The sequence below is a fragment of the Accumulibacter sp. genome (assembly GCF_023806565.1).
Taxonomy (GTDB): domain Bacteria; phylum Pseudomonadota; class Gammaproteobacteria; order Burkholderiales; family Rhodocyclaceae; genus Accumulibacter.
The window spans coordinates 59,820-78,765 of record NZ_JAMTDV010000066.1 but is presented as its reverse complement, the minus strand read 5'-3'; the positions used below and the strand labels follow the sequence as shown (position 1 = coordinate 78,765).

The 18,946-nt window shown below is 63.0% G+C and carries 19 protein-coding genes and 1 tRNA gene; 16 read left to right on the top strand and 4 right to left on the bottom strand.

Going from position 1 to position 18,946, the window contains the following annotated elements; genetic code table 11:
• Window positions 1-8: 8 nt before the first annotated feature.
• Together NFV80_RS08030 and NFV80_RS08025 are read left to right on the top strand one after the other, a co-directional pair.
• On the top strand, window positions 9-473 hold the full coding sequence (locus tag NFV80_RS08030) for a PEP-CTERM sorting domain-containing protein (protein ID WP_295327287.1): 465 nt from the start codon (window positions 9-11) through the stop codon (window positions 471-473).
• An 85-nt stretch (window positions 474-558) separates the two neighbouring features.
• Window positions 559-1,989, top strand: a complete 1,431-nt coding sequence (locus NFV80_RS08025; protein ID WP_295327289.1) for an FAD-binding oxidoreductase — start codon at window positions 559-561, stop codon at window positions 1,987-1,989.
• Window positions 1,990-2,007: 18 nt separating this feature from the next.
• Here NFV80_RS08025 and NFV80_RS08020 read toward each other — a convergent pair whose 3' ends face one another.
• The 4 genes from NFV80_RS08020 to NFV80_RS08005 are packed head-to-tail and all read right to left on the bottom strand — an operon-like array spanning window position 2,008 to window position 4,864.
• A complete protein-coding gene (locus tag NFV80_RS08020) occupies window positions 2,008-2,877 on the bottom strand; it encodes an Hsp33 family molecular chaperone HslO (RefSeq protein ID WP_295327291.1) in 870 nt (289 codons plus the stop codon).
• Window positions 2,874-3,239, bottom strand: coding sequence for a Spx/MgsR family RNA polymerase-binding regulatory protein (locus NFV80_RS08015; protein WP_295327293.1), 366 nt, complete (start codon window positions 3,237-3,239; stop codon window positions 2,874-2,876). The genes NFV80_RS08020 and NFV80_RS08015 overlap by 4 nt, the downstream gene beginning before the upstream one ends.
• Window positions 3,240-3,258: 19 nt before the next feature.
• Entirely contained in the window at window positions 3,259-4,356 is a 1,098-nt protein-coding gene (nadA, locus tag NFV80_RS08010) for a quinolinate synthase NadA (protein WP_295327295.1), read from the bottom strand.
• Between the two features lie 58 nt (window positions 4,357-4,414).
• A complete protein-coding gene (locus tag NFV80_RS08005) occupies window positions 4,415-4,864 on the bottom strand; it encodes a rhodanese-like domain-containing protein (RefSeq protein WP_295327297.1) in 450 nt (149 codons plus the stop codon).
• 384 nt (window positions 4,865-5,248) lie between these two features.
• Here NFV80_RS08005 and glnA point away from each other — a divergent pair, with 384 nt between their 5' ends.
• The 14 genes from glnA to ampD all read left to right on the top strand — a co-directional run bounded on the left by glnA (window position 5,249) and on the right by ampD (window position 18,861).
• Entirely contained in the window at window positions 5,249-6,664 is a 1,416-nt protein-coding gene (gene glnA, locus NFV80_RS08000) for a type I glutamate--ammonia ligase (RefSeq protein WP_295327299.1), read from the top strand.
• Between the two features lie 159 nt (window positions 6,665-6,823).
• Window positions 6,824-7,309: a DUF4124 domain-containing protein gene (locus NFV80_RS07995; RefSeq protein WP_295327300.1), complete on the top strand. Its 486-nt coding sequence runs from the start codon at window positions 6,824-6,826 to the stop codon at window positions 7,307-7,309.
• Window positions 7,310-7,356: 47 nt separating this feature from the next.
• The gene (gene glnL, locus NFV80_RS07990) at window positions 7,357-8,424 is read left to right on the top strand and encodes a nitrogen regulation protein NR(II) (protein WP_295327302.1); all 1,068 of its coding nucleotides are present in this window, start codon (window positions 7,357-7,359) and stop codon (window positions 8,422-8,424) included.
• A gap of 59 nt (window positions 8,425-8,483) precedes the next feature.
• Entirely contained in the window at window positions 8,484-9,914 is a 1,431-nt protein-coding gene (gene ntrC, locus NFV80_RS07985) for a nitrogen regulation protein NR(I) (protein ID WP_295327304.1), read from the top strand.
• Between the two features lie 38 nt (window positions 9,915-9,952).
• Window positions 9,953-10,762, top strand: a complete 810-nt coding sequence (locus NFV80_RS07980; RefSeq protein ID WP_295327306.1) for a biotin--[acetyl-CoA-carboxylase] ligase — start codon at window positions 9,953-9,955, stop codon at window positions 10,760-10,762.
• The gene (locus NFV80_RS07975; RefSeq protein WP_295327308.1) at window positions 10,759-11,478 is read left to right on the top strand and encodes a type III pantothenate kinase; all 720 of its coding nucleotides are present in this window, start codon (window positions 10,759-10,761) and stop codon (window positions 11,476-11,478) included. Before NFV80_RS07980 ends, NFV80_RS07975 begins: the two co-directional genes overlap by 4 nt.
• Before the next feature lie 46 nt (window positions 11,479-11,524).
• The gene (locus tag NFV80_RS07970) at window positions 11,525-12,523 is read left to right on the top strand and encodes an SPFH domain-containing protein (protein WP_295327310.1); all 999 of its coding nucleotides are present in this window, start codon (window positions 11,525-11,527) and stop codon (window positions 12,521-12,523) included.
• A 169-nt stretch (window positions 12,524-12,692) separates the two neighbouring features.
• Window positions 12,693-13,817, top strand: coding sequence for a bifunctional DNA-binding transcriptional regulator/O6-methylguanine-DNA methyltransferase Ada (ada, locus tag NFV80_RS07965; RefSeq protein ID WP_295327311.1), 1,125 nt, complete (start codon window positions 12,693-12,695; stop codon window positions 13,815-13,817).
• A 32-nt stretch (window positions 13,818-13,849) separates the two neighbouring features.
• Window positions 13,850-14,818, top strand: a complete 969-nt coding sequence (gene ispB, locus NFV80_RS07960) for an octaprenyl diphosphate synthase (RefSeq protein ID WP_295327313.1) — start codon at window positions 13,850-13,852, stop codon at window positions 14,816-14,818.
• Between the two features lie 18 nt (window positions 14,819-14,836).
• Window positions 14,837-14,913, top strand: a tRNA-Pro gene (locus NFV80_RS07955).
• 173 nt (window positions 14,914-15,086) lie between these two features.
• A complete protein-coding gene (locus NFV80_RS07950) occupies window positions 15,087-15,320 on the top strand; it encodes a PP0621 family protein (protein WP_295327315.1) in 234 nt (77 codons plus the stop codon).
• The gene (locus NFV80_RS07945) at window positions 15,321-16,910 is read left to right on the top strand and encodes an ATP-binding protein (RefSeq protein ID WP_295327317.1); all 1,590 of its coding nucleotides are present in this window, start codon (window positions 15,321-15,323) and stop codon (window positions 16,908-16,910) included.
• Window positions 16,904-18,274: a sigma-54 dependent transcriptional regulator gene (locus NFV80_RS07940; protein WP_295327319.1), complete on the top strand. Its 1,371-nt coding sequence runs from the start codon at window positions 16,904-16,906 to the stop codon at window positions 18,272-18,274. Before NFV80_RS07945 ends, NFV80_RS07940 begins: the two co-directional genes overlap by 7 nt.
• On the top strand, window positions 18,271-18,861 hold the full coding sequence (gene ampD, locus NFV80_RS07935) for a 1,6-anhydro-N-acetylmuramyl-L-alanine amidase AmpD (RefSeq protein ID WP_295327321.1): 591 nt from the start codon (window positions 18,271-18,273) through the stop codon (window positions 18,859-18,861). The genes NFV80_RS07940 and ampD overlap by 4 nt, the downstream gene beginning before the upstream one ends.
• The last annotated feature ends 85 nt before the right edge of the window (window positions 18,862-18,946 follow it).

Sequence of the window (18,946 nt, the reverse complement as noted above, 5' to 3'; positions counted from 1 at the left end):
ACCCGACGGTGGTCATCTCCGCTGGCCTCGATGTTGGCCCGGGCGGCGTGGTGGTTGGCCCGGAAACGGCCTCTTTCAGTGGCATCCTGCACATCCCGGGTGGCCAGGGAGTGCTCAACATATCCGGCAGTCCCAGCCTGTTCCTGCTGCAGGAACCCGGCGGTGGCCTCAGCGACTATCTGATGGTGTCCACGCCGCAGGGTACAGGTGGCCCCGCGGGACCGGATTGGGTGCAGTTCATTCAGATCAATTTTGCCTCGGACGACGACGCTGTACCCTTGGTTGCTCCTGCCGGAAACGTGGTTTGCAACGAGGTCGAGACCGGACAGGTGCAGACCTGCCACCTGTTGAGCCAGACCGGGGCAAACATCCTCGATCTGCAAATCCAGTCGGATGTTCCCGAACCGGCGACGCTGGCGCTGTTGGGTCTCGGCCTTGCCGGTCTCGGCTTTGGCCGTCGCAAACAGGCGTAAGTATCCCGGCACTCGCGCAAACTCCGCTGCGGCGGGGTTTTTCGTTGTTGCCTCCGGCAGCTCGGACCGGCATGGAGGCCGCTGAATGATCGTCCGAACGGGGGGCGCCGTGCATGACTTGATCGCAACCCTCAGCAACTTGCTCGGTGCGGACCACGTGTCGACCGAGGCCGACAGCATGGCGGCCTGTCTCACCGACTGGCGCGGCCGCTATCACGGTGCCGCGCTGTGTGTCGTCCGGCCGGCGAACACGGCCGAGGTGGCGGCAGCGGTTCGCGCCTGTGTCGAGGCGGGTGTGGCGATCGTCCCGCAGGGTGGCAATACCAGCCTGTGCGGCGCGGCGACGCCGGCGCCCGACGGCAACTCGGTGGTGATCAGCCTCTCCCGGCTCAGCCGTGTGCGGGCGGTCGATGCCGCCAACAACACGATCACGGTCGAGGCGGGATGTGTCCTGCAGACGCTGCAGGAGGAGGCGGCGAAGGCGGGCAGGCTGTTTCCCCTGTCGTTGGCGGCCGAAGGAAGCTGCCAGATCGGTGGCAATCTGTCGACCAACGCCGGCGGCGTGCAGGTGCTGCGCTACGGCAACTCGCGCGAACTTACGCTCGGGCTTGAAGTGGTCCTGCCGAACGGCGAGATCTGGGACGGCCTGCGCGGCCTGCGCAAGGACAACACTGGCTACGATCTCAAGCACCTGTTCATCGGCGCCGAGGGAACACTCGGCATCATCACGGCGGCGGTGCTGAAACTCTATCCCCTGCCGCAGGCAGTGGCGACCGCCTGGCTGGCGCTCGCTTCGCCGGCGCAGGCCGTGCATCTGCTGGGCGAACTGCAGGCGTCTTTCGGCTCCTCGCTGACCGCCTGCGAACTGGTGTCGGAGCAGGCGCTGGCGCTGGTCCGCAAGCACGTTCCGGGACCGCATCCGATGCTGTCGGCGAGCCCCTGGCATCTGCTGATCGAACTCTCCACGGGTGGCGACGATGCGGCGCTGCGCGAAGCACTCGCCTCCTTCCTGGCCGAGGCGCTCGACCGCGGCACCACGATCGGCGACGCGGTACTGGCGCAGAGCGGCGAACAGGCGAGGCGACTGTGGGCATTGCGCGAGAACATCGGCGAGGCACAGAAGAGGGAAGGCGTGAGCATCAAGCACGACGTTTCCCTGCCGATTTCGCGCATTCCCGAGTTTGTCCAGCGCGCCGACCGGGCGCTGTCGCTCGCCTTCCCCGGGATTCGCATCGTCACTTTTGGGCACATCGGCGACGGCAACCTGCACTACAACCAGTCGAAGTCCCTCGCCGGCGAAAACGCAGCCTTCCTCGCCGCGCAAGGCGAAGTCAATCGCGTCGTGCATGACCTGGTACATGAACTGGGCGGCAGCATCAGTGCCGAACACGGCATCGGTCAGTTGAAGCGCGGCGAATTGCTGCGCTACAAGAGCCCGGTCGAGCTCGATCTGATGCGGGCGATCAAGCGCACCCTCGATCCAAAGGGCTTGATGAACCCCGGCAAGGTGCTGTGAACGGTCGTGCGCGTGCCTTCAATGCAGCGTCGGGGGCGGCGCTGCCGGCGAATTGCGGAAGAGTTCCTCGATCGCCGGCGCGTCGAAACGGTACTCGCGATTGCAAATATCGTCCTTGACGAGTACTTCCCCGTATTCGTGCAGGGCCGCGTAGACTTCGGTGGGACCGAGCGAGCGCAGCAGCGCTCGCACCTTTTCCCAATCCTCGGGGCAGTGGTAAGCCACCGGTCGGGCGGCGAACAGACGAACGGTTTCTTCGGGGAACAGGCGCTGGAGGAGTTCTTCGCTCGCCAGCGAAAGGAGTTCGGTGTCTTTCGCGGTCGCAGCCAATGCTTCGATGCGCGTCCAGCCGTCCGCGTCGCGCTGTTCGGCGGTGGGGAGCTTCTGCAGAAACAGCCCGGCGGCAGCGGCACGTGAAGCGGCGAGAAAAAAACGTGCCGGAAGTTGATCCGACTGTCGCAAATAGTTCTCGAACACCTCGCCGATGCTCTTGCCTGCGAGCGGCACGATGCTTTGATAGGGTTCCCGCTGCGCAGGTACGTCGAGTGAAAGGAGCAGTTGCCCGTCGCCGAGAAGGTCCGGAACCGAGTCGCCTGGTGCTTGCCCAGCGCAACGGGCCATACCGCGCAACTGCAATTGTTCGTTGCAGTCGATGACGAGCAGCGAGATCGGGCCGTTGCCGCGCAACTGGATGGTCAGTCGGCCGGGCTGCTTGAGCTCGTCGCCGAGGAGCACGGTGGTGGCACTCATTTCTCCGAGGAGGCGGAGCGCCGGCAGCGGGTAATCACGGCGCTCGACCATCTCTCGCCACACCGGCCCGAGCCGGACGAAAGCGCCCCGGATGTCGAGGTCGTCGAACAGGAAGCGGCACACGCAGTCGTCGCTCATTCGCCTGCTCCGGCAAATTCGGTCGCATAACGTGCGGCATCGAAACCGATCAGCAGTGCGTTGCCGGTATCGAGCAGCGGCCGCCTGATCAGGCTGGGGTGACGGGCCATCAGGGTCAGCGCCCTGGTTTCGTCCATTTCGGCACGCTCTTCCTCGCCGAGCCGTTTCCAGGTCGTGCCGCGGGTGTTGAGCAGGAGCCGCCAGCCGATGCGTCGGTTCCAGTCGAACAGCAGATCGTCGCTAACGCCGGCTCGCTGATAATCGGTGAAGTCGTAGGCGACACCGTGCTCGGCCAGCCAGGCGAAAGCCTTCTTCATCCTGTCGCAGTTGCGGATTCCATAGATGCGACAGCGGCGCTGCATGCCGTTCAATGGGAATGCGTCAGGACACGGAAAGCATGCGTTCGAGCGCAAGCCTGGCGAGGTCCTTTTCGTGCTCCGGAACCGTGATCCGGTTGACGACCTCGCCTTCGGCCAGATTCTCCAGCGTCCACGCCAGGTGTTGCGGGTCGATGCGCTGCATCGTCGAGCACATGCACACGGTAGGCGCCATGAACTGGACGATCTTGCCCTGGCCCCGGACTTCCTCGGCGAGGCGGTTGACCAGATTGAGTTCGGTGCCGACCAGCCAGCGCGTGTTCGGGCTTGCGTCCTTGATCGTGCGCACGATGTGTTCGGTCGATCCGACAAAATCCGACTGTCGACAGACCTCGAAGCTGCACTCCGGGTGCGCGATCACCAGCCCGTCCGGATATTGATTGCGGAATCGCAGGATGTGCGCCGGCTGGAACATCTGATGTACCGAGCAATGTCCTTTCCAGAGCAACAGCCTGGCGCGCCGGATTTCTTCGGCGCTCAGGCCGCCCATTTCGAGATCGGGGTCCCAGACCATCATCTCGTCGAGCGGGATACCCATCTGCGCGCCGGTCCAGCGTCCGAGGTGCTGGTCGGGAAAGAAGAGAATTTTCTCGCGGCGTGCGAAGGCCCACGCTGCGATCGTGCCGGCGTTCGACGAGGTGCACACGATGCCGCCGTGCGCTCCGCAGAAAGCCTTGAGATCGGCTGCCGAATTGATGTAGGTCACCGGCGTCACTTGCTCATCGACTTCGAGCACCTCGCCCAGTTCGCGCCAGCAGCGTTCGACCTTGGCGAGATTGGCCATGTCGGCCATCGAGCAGCCAGCCGCCAGATCGGGCAGGATGGCAATCTGCTCGGGCTTCGAGAGGATGTCGGCGACTTCGGCCATGAAATGCACGCCGCAGAAAACGATGTAGCGCGAATCCGTCTGCGCGGCGAGACGGGAAAGTTTCAGCGAGTCGCCGGTGAGGTCGGCGTATTGATAAACGTCGGCGCGCTGGTAATGGTGGCAGAGGAGCACGGCTTCCTTGCCGAGTCGTGCGCGGGCGTCACGAATGCGCTGGTGGCAGGCATCGTCCTGCAACTGGTTGAATCGGTCGAAGCTGATGTTGGCGGTTTGCATGGATTCCTGCTCGAAGCGCTGTCTGGGGTCAAGAAGACCCCGCTGATAACGAAAAGTTTCAGTTATGCCAGGGCAGGCCGGCATGGCGCCAGCCGCCGACCTTGCCGCGCTGGCCGCTGGCGTCCTTGTCGCCCTCGAATCCTTCGAGCACGTTGTAACACTCGCGCCCGGTTTCCCGGCTGACCAGCGCTGCCGCATTGTGCGAACGCGCGCCGCTGCGACAGAGAAACATCAGGAGCGCTTCGGGATCGACCTGCTGCTTGAGTTGCGGCAGGAAATGATTATTCGGGCGGTTTTCCGGATAGCTCTGCCACTCGATCTCGATAGCGCCGGGGATTCGCCCCACCCAGTCCCATTCGGCGCGTGTGCGGACGTCCACCAGCTTGGCACCGGGTGCCAGTTGCCATACCTGGTATGCTTCCTGCGGTGTGAGCGCCCCGGTGTAGGGGAGCCCGAGTTCGCGCCCGCGCTCCCGCGCGAGCTGCAGCAAATCGGTCAATTTTCCCATAGTCTTTGCCTGTCGGCCGCTGAAACGATCGTTGCCAAGCTGCGAGTATAAATCAGTTGCCAGGTTCCCCACGCGAGGATTCCCGGCGCAAGAGCTCGCCCCTCATCTTTGCGAGGAATCGAGCCTCTCCCGTGGAACTGCTGTCGGCGCGCGGCTGAATGATGGCAGCTGCGGGGCCGTTTTGGCGGTGAGCACCATGTTGGTGCGTATGGCGCGAGGTGTGCACCGACGCGGTGCAAAGAAAAAAGCTCAAGAATGCACTCGCCCCTTGTGGCACAATGAAAATCCAGCAGGGCATCGACTGGCACATTTTCTGCTAGTAGCCCCGCGCACCTATTTTCTACTGTCGCCGGTCGCACCGGCCCCTGTTCAGGAGGCTCTGTAATGGCAAGTCCGCAAGACGTAATCAACATGGTCAAGGAAAACGAGGCGAAGTTTGTGGACTTCCGCTTCACTGACACCCGTGGCAAGGAGCAGCACGTCACCGTGCCGGTCAGCGCTTTTGGCGAAGAAAAATTCGAGAACGGTCATGCTTTCGATGGCTCGTCCATTTCCGGCTGGAAGGGAATCCAGGCATCGGACATGCTGTTGATGCCCGATCCGAACACGGCGTACGTCGACCCGTTCTTCGATGAAACCACGGTGGTTCTCACCTGCGACGTTGTCGATCCGGCCGACGGACGCGGCTACGACCGGGATCCGCGCTCGATTTCGAAGCGAGCCGAAGCCTATCTCAAATCCAGCGGCATCGGGGATACCGCATACTTCGGCCCCGAGCCCGAATTCTTCATTTTCGACTCGGTGTCGTGGAGTGTCGACATGTCGGGTTGCACTCTGAAAATCTTCTCGCAGGAAGCCGCCTGGACGAGCGGCGAAAAGGCGGAAGGCGAGGGCGGCAGCGGCCATCGTCCCGGCATCAAGGGCGGTTACTTCCCGGTGCCACCGGTCGACAGCCTGCACGACATCCGCTCGGCGATGGTGCTGACGCTTGAGTCGCTCGGGGTGCCGGTCGAGGTGCACCACCATGAAGTCGCGACTGCCGGTCAGTGCGAGATTGGCACCCTGTTCAGCACGCTCGTCAAGCGCGCCGACTGGACGCAGATTCTCAAGTACGTGGTGCACAATGTCGCGCACCAGTATGGCAAGACGGCAACCTTCATGCCGAAGCCGATCGTCGGCGACAACGGTTCGGGCATGCACGTCCATCAGTCGATCTGGAAGGATGGCAAGAACCTGTTTGCGGGCAACGGTTACGCCGGTCTTTCGGAGCTGGCGCTGTTCTACATCGGCGGCGTCATCAAGCATGCCAAGGCGCTGAACGCGATCACCAACCCCGGGACCAACTCGTACAAGCGACTGGTACCGCACTTCGAGGCTCCGACCAAGTTGGCGTACTCGGCAAAGAATCGTTCGGCCTCGATCCGCGTGCCGCACGTTGCGTCCGACAAGGCGCGGCGGATCGAAACGCGCTTCCCGGATCCCATCGCCAACCCCTACCTGTGCTTCTCGGCGCTGCTCATGGCTGGCCTCGATGGCATTCAGAACCGGATCCATCCGGGCGATCCGGCCGACAAGAACCTTTACGACCTGCCGCCGGAAGAGGATGCAAAGATCCCGACCGTTTGCGCCAGTCTCGAAGAGGCGCTCGGCGCGCTGGACAAGGATCGCGAGTTCCTGACTCGCGGTGGCGTGTTTTCCGATGACTGGATCGACGCGTACATCGAGTTGAAGATGGACGAGGTCAACAGGATTCGCATGACCACTCACCCGGTCGAATTCGACCTGTACTTCAGCTGCTGAGCCAGCGGTTGCACGAAGAGGACGGGCGTGCCCGTCCTTTTTTTGTCTACCGATCGCCTGGTGCACGCGTTAGTATTGCTGCGATGCGTCCCTGCGCCGGCATTCCGTGTTGGCCGGTTCCCTGCGCGGGGCTACGTCCGACCAGGGAATACGACGACGATGAGACTTCTTGGCCTGTGTCTTTCGATCGCACTGTGCAGCGCGGTGCCCGTGCACGCGCAGGATATCTACAAATGCGCCGATCCCGACGGACGTGTGACCTACTCGAATGTTCCATCCAAGAGTTGTCGCAAGCTGGTTCTTGATCCGGTAAACCTCGCTCCATCCTCCAAATCGTCAGCCACGGGTACGCGGACGCCGACCCCAGGTAGTTTTCCGAAAGTCGACGAGCAGACACAGAAGTCGCGCGATGGTGATCGCCGACGAATTCTCGAGAACGAACTGGCGGCTGAACAGAAGAATGCCGAGCAGGCGAAGAAGGACCTCGCCGAGCAGGAGACCATCGTCCTGCCAAGCGAGCGCATGCAGGGAGGTGCGATCAGTGGTGGCAAGGTTCAGGAGCGTCTGCAAACGTACAAGGACAAGGTGGCCCTGCATCAGCGGAATATCGAGGCAATCCAGAAGGAAATCGCCAATCTGCGCTGACCGTCGGCAATCCGCGCGGTCGCGACGACGACCGATATCTTGTTGGTATGGCTGAGAATTCGCAGAATCAGTTCGCGGGGCTCGACCTGCTTTCGTCGGCCGTAGTGGTGCTCGACGCTCGTCTGGCCATTCGCTACCTGAATCCGGCTGCCGAGAATCTCCTGGCGATCAGCAACAAGATCTTTGCCGGTTGCCCGCTGGAAGGTGTCATGGAGTGTCCACCGACGCTGCTGACGGCGCTCAACAACGTTCTCCAGCACGGTTGGGGCTACACTGGTCAGAACATCGGCCTGCGCCTGGTCGGTGGCGAGCTGCTGCAGTTGAACTGTACGGTCAACCCGGTCGATGCGCCTGAAGCAGGTCTGCTGGTCGAGCTGTGGCCGATCGATCAACAGCTCAGGGCAACCCGGGAAGAGCGTCTGGTCGAGCAACAACAGGCCAATCGCGAGCTGATCCGCAACTTGGTGCACGAAATCAAGAATCCGCTCGGTGGAATTCGCGGTGCGGCGCAACTGCTGGAACGCGAGCTCAACAATCCCGGTTTGCGCGAATATACCCAGGTAATCATCAAGGAGACGGACCGGCTGCAGGATCTGATGCGGCGTTTGTTGTCTCCGCACCGACCGATGCAGCCGGGACCGGTGAACATTCACGAGATTCTGGAGCGGGTGCGCAGCCTGCTTACTGCCGAATTTCCGACCACCCTGCGCGTCTGTCGCGACTACGATACCAGCCTGCCGGAACTGGTGGGTGACCGGGAGCAACTGATTCAGGTCTTCCTGAACATTGCCAGGAATGCTGCACAAGCGATCGGCCGGCGTCCCGACGGCGGTGCTCAGGGGCAGATCACGCTGCGTACCCGCGTCACTCGCCAGGCGACCCTGTTCAAACGGCGCTACCGTCTGGCGCTGGAGGTGCAGGTGATCGACGATGGCCCGGGAATTCCCGACGACATCCGCGAACGGATGTTCTATCCGCTGGTTTCCGGCCGACAAGGCGGCAGCGGTCTCGGGCTGACGCTGGCGCAGAGCTTCGTGCAACAGCATCAGGGGACGATCGATTGCGAGAGTCGCCCGGGCCGTACCTGCTTCGTGGTTCGTCTGCCGCTGGCGTGAGTGACTGGCAGGCTTCTTGCTACTAGTCGATGACGCTTGTCGAGCTGCCTGGGGAATCGATGAAACCGGTCTGGATCGTTGACGACGACAAATCTATCCGTTGGGTTCTGGAAAAGACGCTTGCCCGCGAAAAGATCCCATTCCGGAGTTTTGCCTCGGCGACCGAAGCGCTCGCGCAGCTCGACACTGGCAGCGAAGTGCCGCAGGTGCTGGTTTCCGACATCCGCATGCCGGGACAATCCGGGCTCGAATTGCTGCAGTTGTTCAAGGAGCGCTTCCCGGCGCTGCCAGTGATCATCATGACCGCGTACTCCGATCTCGAGAGCGCGGTGTCGGCATTTCAGGGCGGAGCGTTCGAATACCTGCCGAAACCCTTCGACGTCGACCAGGCCTTGGAACTGATTCGGCGCGCGATCGGTGAGAGCATGCACCAGACTGGTGCGCCGAACGACGAAGGGCTGACCCCCGAAATTCTCGGTCAGGCGCCCGCGATGCAGGAAGTCTTTCGGGCCATTGGCCGGCTGAGCCAATCGAGCGCGACCGTTCTGATCACGGGCGAATCGGGGTCGGGGAAAGAACTGGTGGCGCGTGCCGTGCATCGCCACAGTCCACGCGCCGACAAGCCGTTCATCGCGATCAATACGGCGGCAATTCCCCGCGACCTGCTCGAATCGGAATTGTTCGGTCACGAACGCGGCGCCTTTACCGGGGCCGCGACGCAGCGACAGGGCCGCTTCGAACAGGCAGAGGGTGGCACGCTGTTTCTCGACGAAATCGGTGACATGCCCGCTGAACTGCAAACGCGGCTGTTGCGGGTCCTGTCAGACGGTCACTACTATCGGGTCGGCGGCCATTCGCCATTGAAAACGAAAGTTCGCATCATCGCAGCGACGCATCAGGACCTCGAAGCCCGCGTCCGCCAGGGCTTGTTTCGTGAAGACCTGTTTCACCGCCTGAACGTGATCCGCGTTCGTCTGCCCAGTCTGCGCGAGCGGCGTGAAGACATTCCGATCCTCGCTCGCCATTTCTTGCTGAAGAGCGCCCAGGAACTCGGGGTGGAGGGTAAGCGCTTTTCCGACGCCGCGTTGAAACATCTGTGCTCGCTGGATTTTTCCGGCAACGTGCGGCAGCTCGAAAATCTTTGTCACTGGCTGACCGTGATGGCGCCCGGGCAATTGGTCGAACTGGCCGATCTGCCGCCGGAACTGCGCGAAGCACTGCCGGCGACACCCGCCAATGATTGGGAAAGTGCATTGGCCCACGAAGTCGATCGGCGCCTGGCCAGCGAGCCGGGCCAGGTTCACGAGAAACTGACGCACGCTTTCGAACGGGTTCTGATCAACCGTGCCCTTGCCCAGACCGGCGGACGCCGGATCGAGGCAGCGCAGGCCCTAGGCATCGGGCGCAATACGATCACGCGCAAGATTCAGGAACTGGGGCTCGACGGCATGGGTGCGAGCGAAGACCGGGAAGCGTCGTTGTCACGATAATCGGCGATAATGGCGGCGTTGTTCGTGATGACGAAGCCATGGACCAGTCCCGCATCCCTTGCCAGATCGATCCCGCACGCCTCGCTTCCCTGCTCGGCACGGTACGCGACCGCTTCACGGTCGAAGCTCTGCACGAATGCCGTTCGACCAGTACTTCGTTGCTCGAACGCAGCCGGCAGGGTGCCCCGTCGGGTAGCTTGCTGGTTGCCGACCGGCAGACGGCCGGCCGCGGCCGCTGCGGCCGAAGCTGGTCGTCGTCGCCGGAAGCGGGGCTGACTTTCTCGCTGCTCTGGCGCTTCGCTGGTGCGGGCATGGCGCGGCTGTCCGGGCTGTCGCTGGCGGTCGGCGTCGCCGTGGTGCGCGCACTCCGCACTGTCGGCGTCCTTGGCGTCGGCCTGAAGTGGCCCAACGACATTCTGCTCGATGACGGCAAGCTCGGTGGCATTCTGATCGAACTCGAGTCCGATCACGGCAGCCCGTCGGCGGTGATCGGCATTGGCCTCAATCTGCACTTGCCTCCCGCGGGCGAAGGGGAGTTCCTGCATCGCCCCGCGGCGTTGGCGCAGGTTCTGGCGCCGTTACCCGATCGCCATCACTTGCTGGCGCAGCTACTGGTCGACCTGGCGACCGTTCTCGATCGCTTTTCGCTGGGCGGCTTCGGCGCGCTGCGCAGCGAATGGCAGGCACACCACGTCTGGCAGGATCGTCCGGTGCGACTGCTCGACGGGGAACTGGTCGATCGCGTGGGGATCTGTCTGGGGGCCGACGCCGACGGCGCGCTGTTGCTGCGTACGCCGACCGGCATTGAGCGCTGTCTGTCCGGCGACCTGTCGTTGCGCGTCGCATGAACATCGTCATCGACGCGGGCAACAGCCGCATCAAGTGGGGCGTCCACGACGGGAGCAAGTGGCTGGACAACGGCGTCCTGGCGACGGCCGACATTGCCTTCTTGAGCGAGGCTGCCGACGAGTGGCCGGCCGACGCCCGCGTGGTCGTCTGCAACGTCGCCGGCACCGAGGTGGGCGAGAGCATCGCGGCACAGCTCGCCGAGCGGCGTGTCGGGGTGTCGTTCCTGCATGCCAGCGCCGGGGTGTGTGGCGTGCGCAACGCGTACGAGCATCCCCGGCAACTCGGCGCCGATCGCTGGGCGGCGCTGATCGGCGCGCGTGCGCGCTGCGACTGCGCCTGCCTGGTGGTCAGCGCCGGAACCGCGACCACGGTCGATCTGCTCGATGCCACCGGTTTGTTTCGCGGCGGGCTGATCATTCCGGGTTTCGATCTGATGCGCGCCGCACTGGCGAGCAACACGGCGCAACTGCCTCTTGCAGATGGCATCTTTCGCGCCGAGCCGCGCAACACCATGGACGCCATCGTCAGCGGTTGCCTGCAGGCGCAGTTGGGCGCCGTCGAGCGGATGTTTTCGGCGATCGCCGGCGAGCCAGGTGCGCGCTGCCTGCTGACCGGTGGAGCTGTGTCGCCCATCGCAGGACTCTTGCAGGTCCCCTTCGTGGTGGCAGACAATCTGATCCTCGAGGGGCTGGTGCGTTACGCCGACTCGCTGTGACGCGGCCGCGGCTACTCAATGCAATGCATGTTGGCAGGAGATCGTCTTGGCGCTGATCGATTTCATCAGAAAACAATTCGTCGACGTCATTCACTGGACCGAGGACGCCGAAGGCGTGCTCGCCGTCCGTCATCCGATGCAGGATTGCGAGATTCAGTACGGTGCGCAACTGACGGTACGCGAATCGCAAGCAGCGGTTTTCGTCGATGAGGGACTGATCGCCGACGTTTTCGGCCCCGGTCGCTACACGCTGACGACCAGGACGCTGCCGCTGCTGACCAGTCTCAAGAACTGGGACAAGCAGTTCGAGTCACCCTTCAAGTCAGACGTCTATTTCTTTTCGACGCGCCTGCAACTCGATCGCAGGTGGGGAACACCGAATCCGATCACCGTTCGCGACCGGGATTTCGGCATGGTGCGCCTGCGCGCCTTTGGCATCTACGCCTACGGGTTGCGCGATGTGCGCCGCTTCCACCGGGAAATTTCCGGAACCCGCCAGCGGTACACCGTGGACGAGCTCGATGGCCAGTTGCGCAGTCTGGTGATCGCTTCGATGAGTGACCTGTTCGGCGAATCGGGTGTGCCGTTCCTCGACATGGCAGCCAACCAGGACGAGCTGAGCCGGATCCTCAAGGGCAGGCTCGATCCGGTTTTCGAGCGCTACGGTCTGACGCTCGACAGCTTCGCTGTGCAGAGCGTTTCGCTACCCGAGGAACTGCAGAAGATCCTCGACAGCCGCATCGGCATGAACATGGTCGACGACCTCGGACGCTACACTCGCTATCAGGTCGCCAACAGCATTCCGCTGGCGGCGCAGAACGAAGGCGGCGTCGCGGGAATCGGTGCCGGCCTCGGCGCCGGACTGGGCATCGGCCAGACGATGAGCGCCGCGCTGGCGCAGACGCCGCCGGCGGCAATTTCATCCGGGGCTGTCGATGAGATCGTCGCAGCGCTCGAAAAGCTGCACGGCTTGGTGGCCAAAGGCATCCTCTCGCAGGCCGAGTTCGATGCCAAGAAATCCGAACTGCTTGGCAAGCTGGGGTGATCCCGCGGGCCAGAACTTGCCGGTGGGCAACCGGCAACGCCGCCAGTGGACAGCCGCGGTTCTTGCGCAACCCCGCTCGACGAATTTGAAAGCAAGAGTCGGAGTGCGCGGACGTGACGAGTTGGCTACAGTGTCCCCGTTTGATGTTGGGCGACGCGGAGGATCAATCATGGCATACCAGCAACGGGCGGCAGCAACCCTCGCCGATCCGCGTTGGGCCGCAGTCGTGGCCCGCGATTCGGCGGCCGATGGACAGTTCGTCTATTCGGTGGCGAGTACCGGTGTGTATTGTCGGCCAGGATGTAGCGCCCGCCTTGCCAGTCCGGAGAATGTGCGCTTTCATACCACCCCGGCCGATGCCGAACAGGCGGGTTTTCGCCCCTGCAGGCGATGCCAGCCGGATCGGCAATCGTTGGCCGCGCAACAGGCGGCGACGATTGCTGCGCTTTGTCGCTTCATCGAAGCAGCCGAGCGAACCCCGACCCTTGCCGAACTGGCGGCCCGCTCCGGTGTCAGCAGCTACCATCTGCACCGGCTCTTCAAGGCACAGACAGGTCTCACTCCCCGGGCATACGCCGCGGCGCAGCGCGCTCGAAGAGTGCGTTACGAATTGCAGCACGGCGTGAGTGTCACCGACGCGATCTACCGGGCCGGCTACAATTCGAGCGGGCGCTTTTACGAGGAGTCCCGTCAGCTGCTGGGGATGACACCATCTGCCTATCGTACCGGAGGCAGCAACCATCGAATCCGTTTTGCCATCGGCGATTGTTCGCTGGGATCGATTCTGGTCGCGCAGAGTGAGCACGGGATCTGTGCGATCCTGCTCGGTGACGACCCGGAATCGCTTGCCCATGTTCTTCAGGATCGCTTTCCGGCTGCGGAGCTGAGCGGCGACGATGCCGCCTTCGCACAACGGGTGGCGAGCGTCGTAGGCCTCCTCGAAAGACCCGGACTGGGTCTCGATCTGCCTCTGGACATCCGTGGCACGGCATTCCAGCAAAGGGTATGGCAAGCGCTGCAGGAGATCCCGGCGGGACGGACGGCGAGCTACACGGAGATCGCGCAGCGCATGGGGTCGCCGAAAGCGGTACGTGCCGTTGCCGGCGCCTGTGCTGCCAACCTGTTGGCCGTGGCCATTCCCTGTCATCGCGTCGTTCGCCAGGATGGCAGCCTGGCCGGTTACCGCTGGGGAGTCGACCGCAAGCGGCTTCTGCTTGAACGCGAAGCCATCCTGCCGGAAACGGCGGCCAGCGCAGCGTCGCCGCAGCTTGACGCCGAACAGGCCGGCGCCTAACATCACAAGGTTTTGTGCCAGGGTGCCGCGTCGTGAGAATGGAGCAGTTCTACAACCTGATCGGGTCCGACATGGACGCAGTTGACGCGGTGATTCGTGATCGACTGCACTCCGACGTCGTACTGGTCCGGCAGGTCGCGGAGTACATCATACAGAGTGGTGGCAAGAGGTTGCGTCCGGCTCTGGTCCTGCTTGCCGCGGGAGCTCTCAGCTATCGGGGCAGGCATCATCACGAGCTGGCAGCGGTGATCGAATTCATCCACACTGCCACCCTGCTGCACGACGACGTGGTCGACGCTTCCGATCTGCGACGCGGCCGCGAAACTGCCAACGCAATGTTCGGCAACGCGGCCAGCGTTCTGGTCGGTGACTTTCTCTACTCGCGGGCCTTTCAGATGATGGTTGCGGTCAACGACATGCGCATCATGCGGGTGTTGTCGGATGCAACCAACGTGATCGCCGAGGGGGAAGTGCTGCAATTGATGAACTGCCATGACGTCAGGGTCGACGAGGAGGGCTACCTGCAGGTCATCCGCTACAAGACGGCAAAGCTGTTCGAGGCGGCGGCGCAACTGGGCGCAATCGTCGGCGGCGCATCGCCGGTCGTCGAACGGGCGATGTCCACTTACGGCATGCGCCTGGGGACCGCGTTTCAGCTGATTGACGACGTACTCGACTATTCGGGCGCCGAGCTCGAGACTGGCAAGCATCTCGGTGACGATCTCGCGGAAGGCAAACCCACGCTGCCGTTGATATTCGTGCTGCAGAACGGCACTCCGGAACAGGCCGCCTGCGTACGCCGGGCGATCGAAAACGGTGGCCGCGATGACTTGCCGAAGGTCCTGGCGGCGATTCGTGCGACCGGGGCTCTCGACTATGCCAAGCGGAAAGCTGCCGGAGAGGCGGAGCGTGCGGCGATCGCGCTGGAAGCCTTGCCCACTTCTCAATACAAGGATTCCTTGTTAGAATTGTGCTCCTTTGCGGTCGCCAGAAGTCATTAGCGCTGGCGCTGCTTCGGTCGGGGCGTAGCTCAGCCTGGTAGAGTACTGCGTTCGGGACGCAGGAGTCGGAGGTTCGAATCCTCTCGCCCCGACCAACCGTTACAGCTTCGCGTTACGCACCGATCCTCCGCGACCGGCGGCGCCTGCAGGTGCTGCATCGGCTCTGGCGTCCCCCCCATTTGCCGTCGCTCCGAGATCGCGCTTGGTCGTATTCTCTGCTCGCCTGGGCTTCTGCTATGCTTGCGCGCTCCGCACGACTACACGGGCAATGACGAAATTTCTGCTGCTCATCGGGCTGGCATGGTTCTTTGGGTGGGTCTGGCGCAAAGTGGTGGCGGCGCGCGGCCCCTTGCCGCCTCCTGCCGGCCGACGCGATGCCGAGCGGATGGTCCAGTGTTCCTACTGTGGTGTCAATCAGCCGGTCAGCGAGAGTATCCTGGTAGACGGTCGCTATTATTGCTGCGCTGCGCATTTGCACGACTCCCGCTCCAACGGTGCTTGAGTGGTCAATTCGAGCATCGCGGAGGTTCGTGACGAGCGCTTCTCCGAGACGCACTGGAAGTCGCTGCGCTACTTCAATCTTTACCGCCTGGCGGTTGCCACGCTGCTGTTCTTTTCGGCGCTGCTCCATCCGTCCGCTTTTCCCGTATTTGGTCCGCAACAGGGATTGCAGCAATTGCTGGTCGCCGGTGCATACCTTCTCGGCACGGCAGTGGCCGCTGCCGTGGCGTATCGTCATCGTCAACATGCCAGCATGCAGCTGACGGCCAGCGTCATGGTCGACGTGGTGGTGATGACGATGCTCATTCATGTCGGCGGTGGCCTGGGCAGTGGTCTCGGGTCCATGCTCCTGGTGACCTTGGCCGGTGCCGGGCTGGTCGGCGAGGGGCGCCTGGTACTGTTCTACGCGGCGATGGCGACGCTTGCGGTCTTGCTGGAGCAGAGTTACCGGGCAGTGCAGAACGACTTCGATGCCGCCGGATTCTTCCATGCGGGAGTCTTCAGCGCCGGCTTCTTCGCGGTCGCAATCCTGGCGCGCTTGCTGGCGCGGCGAGTGATTGCCAACGAGGCGCTGGCCAAGCAAAGGGGCGTTGACCTGAAGAATCAGACGGTGATCAGCCAGCGCGTGCTGGAGGAGATGCAGGATGGAGTGCTCGTTCTTGGCCGCGATGGCCGAGCCAGACAAAGCAATCCACGCGCCCGGCAACTGTTGGGATTGAATGGCATCAGGGAAGTGAGTGAATGTTCGCCCGAACTCGTGCAGGGATTCCGCGACTGGTGTCGGGACTCCCGCGAGGAAGCGGCACTGGTCAAGGTACCCGTAACCGGCCTGCAGTTGCGAGCGCGCTTTGTTCGTACCGCCAGTACGGAAAACGACGTCCTGGTGTTCATCGAGGACATGGGGCGCCTGCAGGAACAGGCGCAGCAAATCAAACTGGCGGCACTGGGCCGGCTCACCGCCAACATAGCGCACGAAATTCGCAATCCGCTGTCGGCGATCAGTCATGCCAGTGAATTGCTTCGCGAGGAGCGGCGCGGGCAGTTGCATGAACGTCTGTTGCGCATTGTACTGGACAATGCGCAGCGACTCGAACGCATCGTCAAGGACGTACTGGAACTCGGCCGCCGCGATCGCAGTTGTCGGGAATTGCTCGACCTGCGCGAGATTCTGCCTGCGCTGATCGAGGAGTATCTGGGCAAGCAGCAGCTTCCGGCAGACACGATCCATCTCGAATGTTCGGGAGTGGCCACCCTCTGTTTCGATCGCTCGCATTTGCATCAAGTGCTGTGGAACCTGCTGGCCAACGCGCTTCGCCATTCCCGGCGGGTGGCTGGCAGCGTTCGTGTTCTCGTTCGTGATGCCCGATCAGAAGGGCGGGTCGAAGTGCACGTGATCGACGATGGCGAGGGCGTCGACGAGGCTTGCCGGGAGCAGATCTTCGAACCTTTTTTCACCACGCATCACCAGGGTACCGGCCTGGGTCTGTACATTGCGCGCGAGCTGTGCGACGCAAACGGAGCTCGACTGGACCTGCAGCGGTCGGGGCCCGGTGCCGATTTCTGTCTCTTGGGGGGGGCCGTCGGGTGCTGACTGGCAAGGCGGAGAAGCGTCCGCGCGGAGAACTGGCGCGTGTGCTGGTGGTCGACGACGAGGCGGATATTCGGGAACTTCTCGATCTGACACTGGCGCGCATGGGAGTCTCGGCGGACCTCGCGGCAAACCTGTTCGAGGCACGGCGGCTGCTGGATCAGCGACGCTATCAACTATGCCTGACCGACATGCGTTTGCCGGACGGCGAGGGCCTGGAGGTCGTCCGCCTGATCGTCGAGCGCTATGGAGAAACGCCGGTGGCGGTGATCACGGCTTTCGGCAGTACGCAGAATGCGGTTGCTGCGCTGAAGGCCGGCGCCTTCGATTACTTGGCCAAGCCCGTGGCGCTGGAGCAATTGCGCAGCCTGATCAAGTCGGCACTGAATCTGCCGCGTCGCCGGGCGGGGGGGGGCGAAGACGAATCGGTGGGCTCCGTTACGCAGTTGATCGGGCACTCGCCAGCGATCGAACAGGTCCGTGTCACCATCGACAAGCTTGCGCGCAGCCAAGCGCCGGTCTATATCTCGGGTGAATCGGGTACCGGCAAGGAACTGGCCGCGCGCCTGATCCACGACCAGAGCACGCGCCGCGCTGCCCCCTTCGTTCCCGTGAACTGCGGAGCGATTCCGGAAAGCCTGATGGAGAGCGAGTTCTTCGGCTATCGGAAAGGGGCTTTCACGGGGGCCGAGAACGATCGTGCAGGGTTCTTTCAGGCCGCCCAGGGGGGGACCCTGTTTCTCGACGAGATCGCCGACCTGCCGTTGCCGATGCAGGTGAAGCTGTTGCGCGCGATTCAGGAAAAGAAGGTTCGCCGGGTTGGCAGCACGGTCGAAGAAGCAATCGACGTCCGCATCATCTCGGCAACTCACCGCTCGCTCAGGGATCGTGTCGACGCTGGGAACTTTCGCCAGGATCTCTATTACCGGGTAAACGTGATCGAACTCAGGATGCCGCCGCTGCGCGAACGCGACGAGGATGTCGAGGCTCTGGTGCAGGCGATTCTGGTACGACTCTGTGGCACGCAGCCGCCGCGTCTCGATCCGCAGGCAATGGCAGCGCTCAAGGCCTACAGCTTTCCCGGCAACGTGCGGGAGCTCGAGAATATCCTGGAACGCGCGACCGCGCTGTGCAGCAACGATGCGGTGCTGGCGGAAGACCTGCAACTGGCACCGCCGATGGTGGCCAACGATAGCGTCGGCAGGGACGGCGAGACTCTCGATGACTACCTGAACCGTATCGAGAAGCAAACGATCCTGGACGCACTCAACAAGACCTCCTTCAACAGGACGGCAGCGGCCAGGCTGCTCGGAGTAAGCTTCCGTTCGCTACGTTACCGGATCGAGCGGCTTGGCATCGAGGAATGAAGGCCCCGCACGACGCTGCCATTGCCGCAGTCGGTTCGGATGGCTGGCTGACCGGGGTGAGACGGATTGCATCGCCGAATTGTGATGACCGTCCGCTGGGCGAAATCGTCTCGCTGATCGTCGTCCACGCGATCAGCCTGCCACCGGGGCAGTTCGGCGGTGACGGCATCATTGAACTGTTCACCAATCGACTCGAAGCGACCGCGCATCCGTATTTCGCCCAGATCGCCGGACTGCGCGTATCGGCGCATTTTCTCATTCGGCGAAGCGGGGAATTGATTCAGTTCGTCTCATGCCGCGAACGCGCCTGGCACGCCGGCGTCTCGACCTGGCAGGGGCGGTCGCGCTGCAACGATTTTTCGCTCGGCATTGAGCTCGAGGGCTGCGACGAGTTGCCCTTTGCCCTGGCGCAATACGATTGTCTCGAACGGCTGCTTGGATTGCTCTGTGCGCACTACCCGATTGCCGCGGTGACCGGGCATAGCGACATTGCACCCGGGCGGAAGACAGACCCCGGTCCGCGCTTCGAATGGCGGCGGCTCGCGCGATTCGGTCAGCTGCCGGGCGTCGTGTCCCGCCATGCGTGATCGGTGGGCAAATCACCTTCGCCAACCGTCATTGCTCGTCGTTCAATCCCGGAATGGAAAGCGGGAGACGTTTCAATCCTCGGCT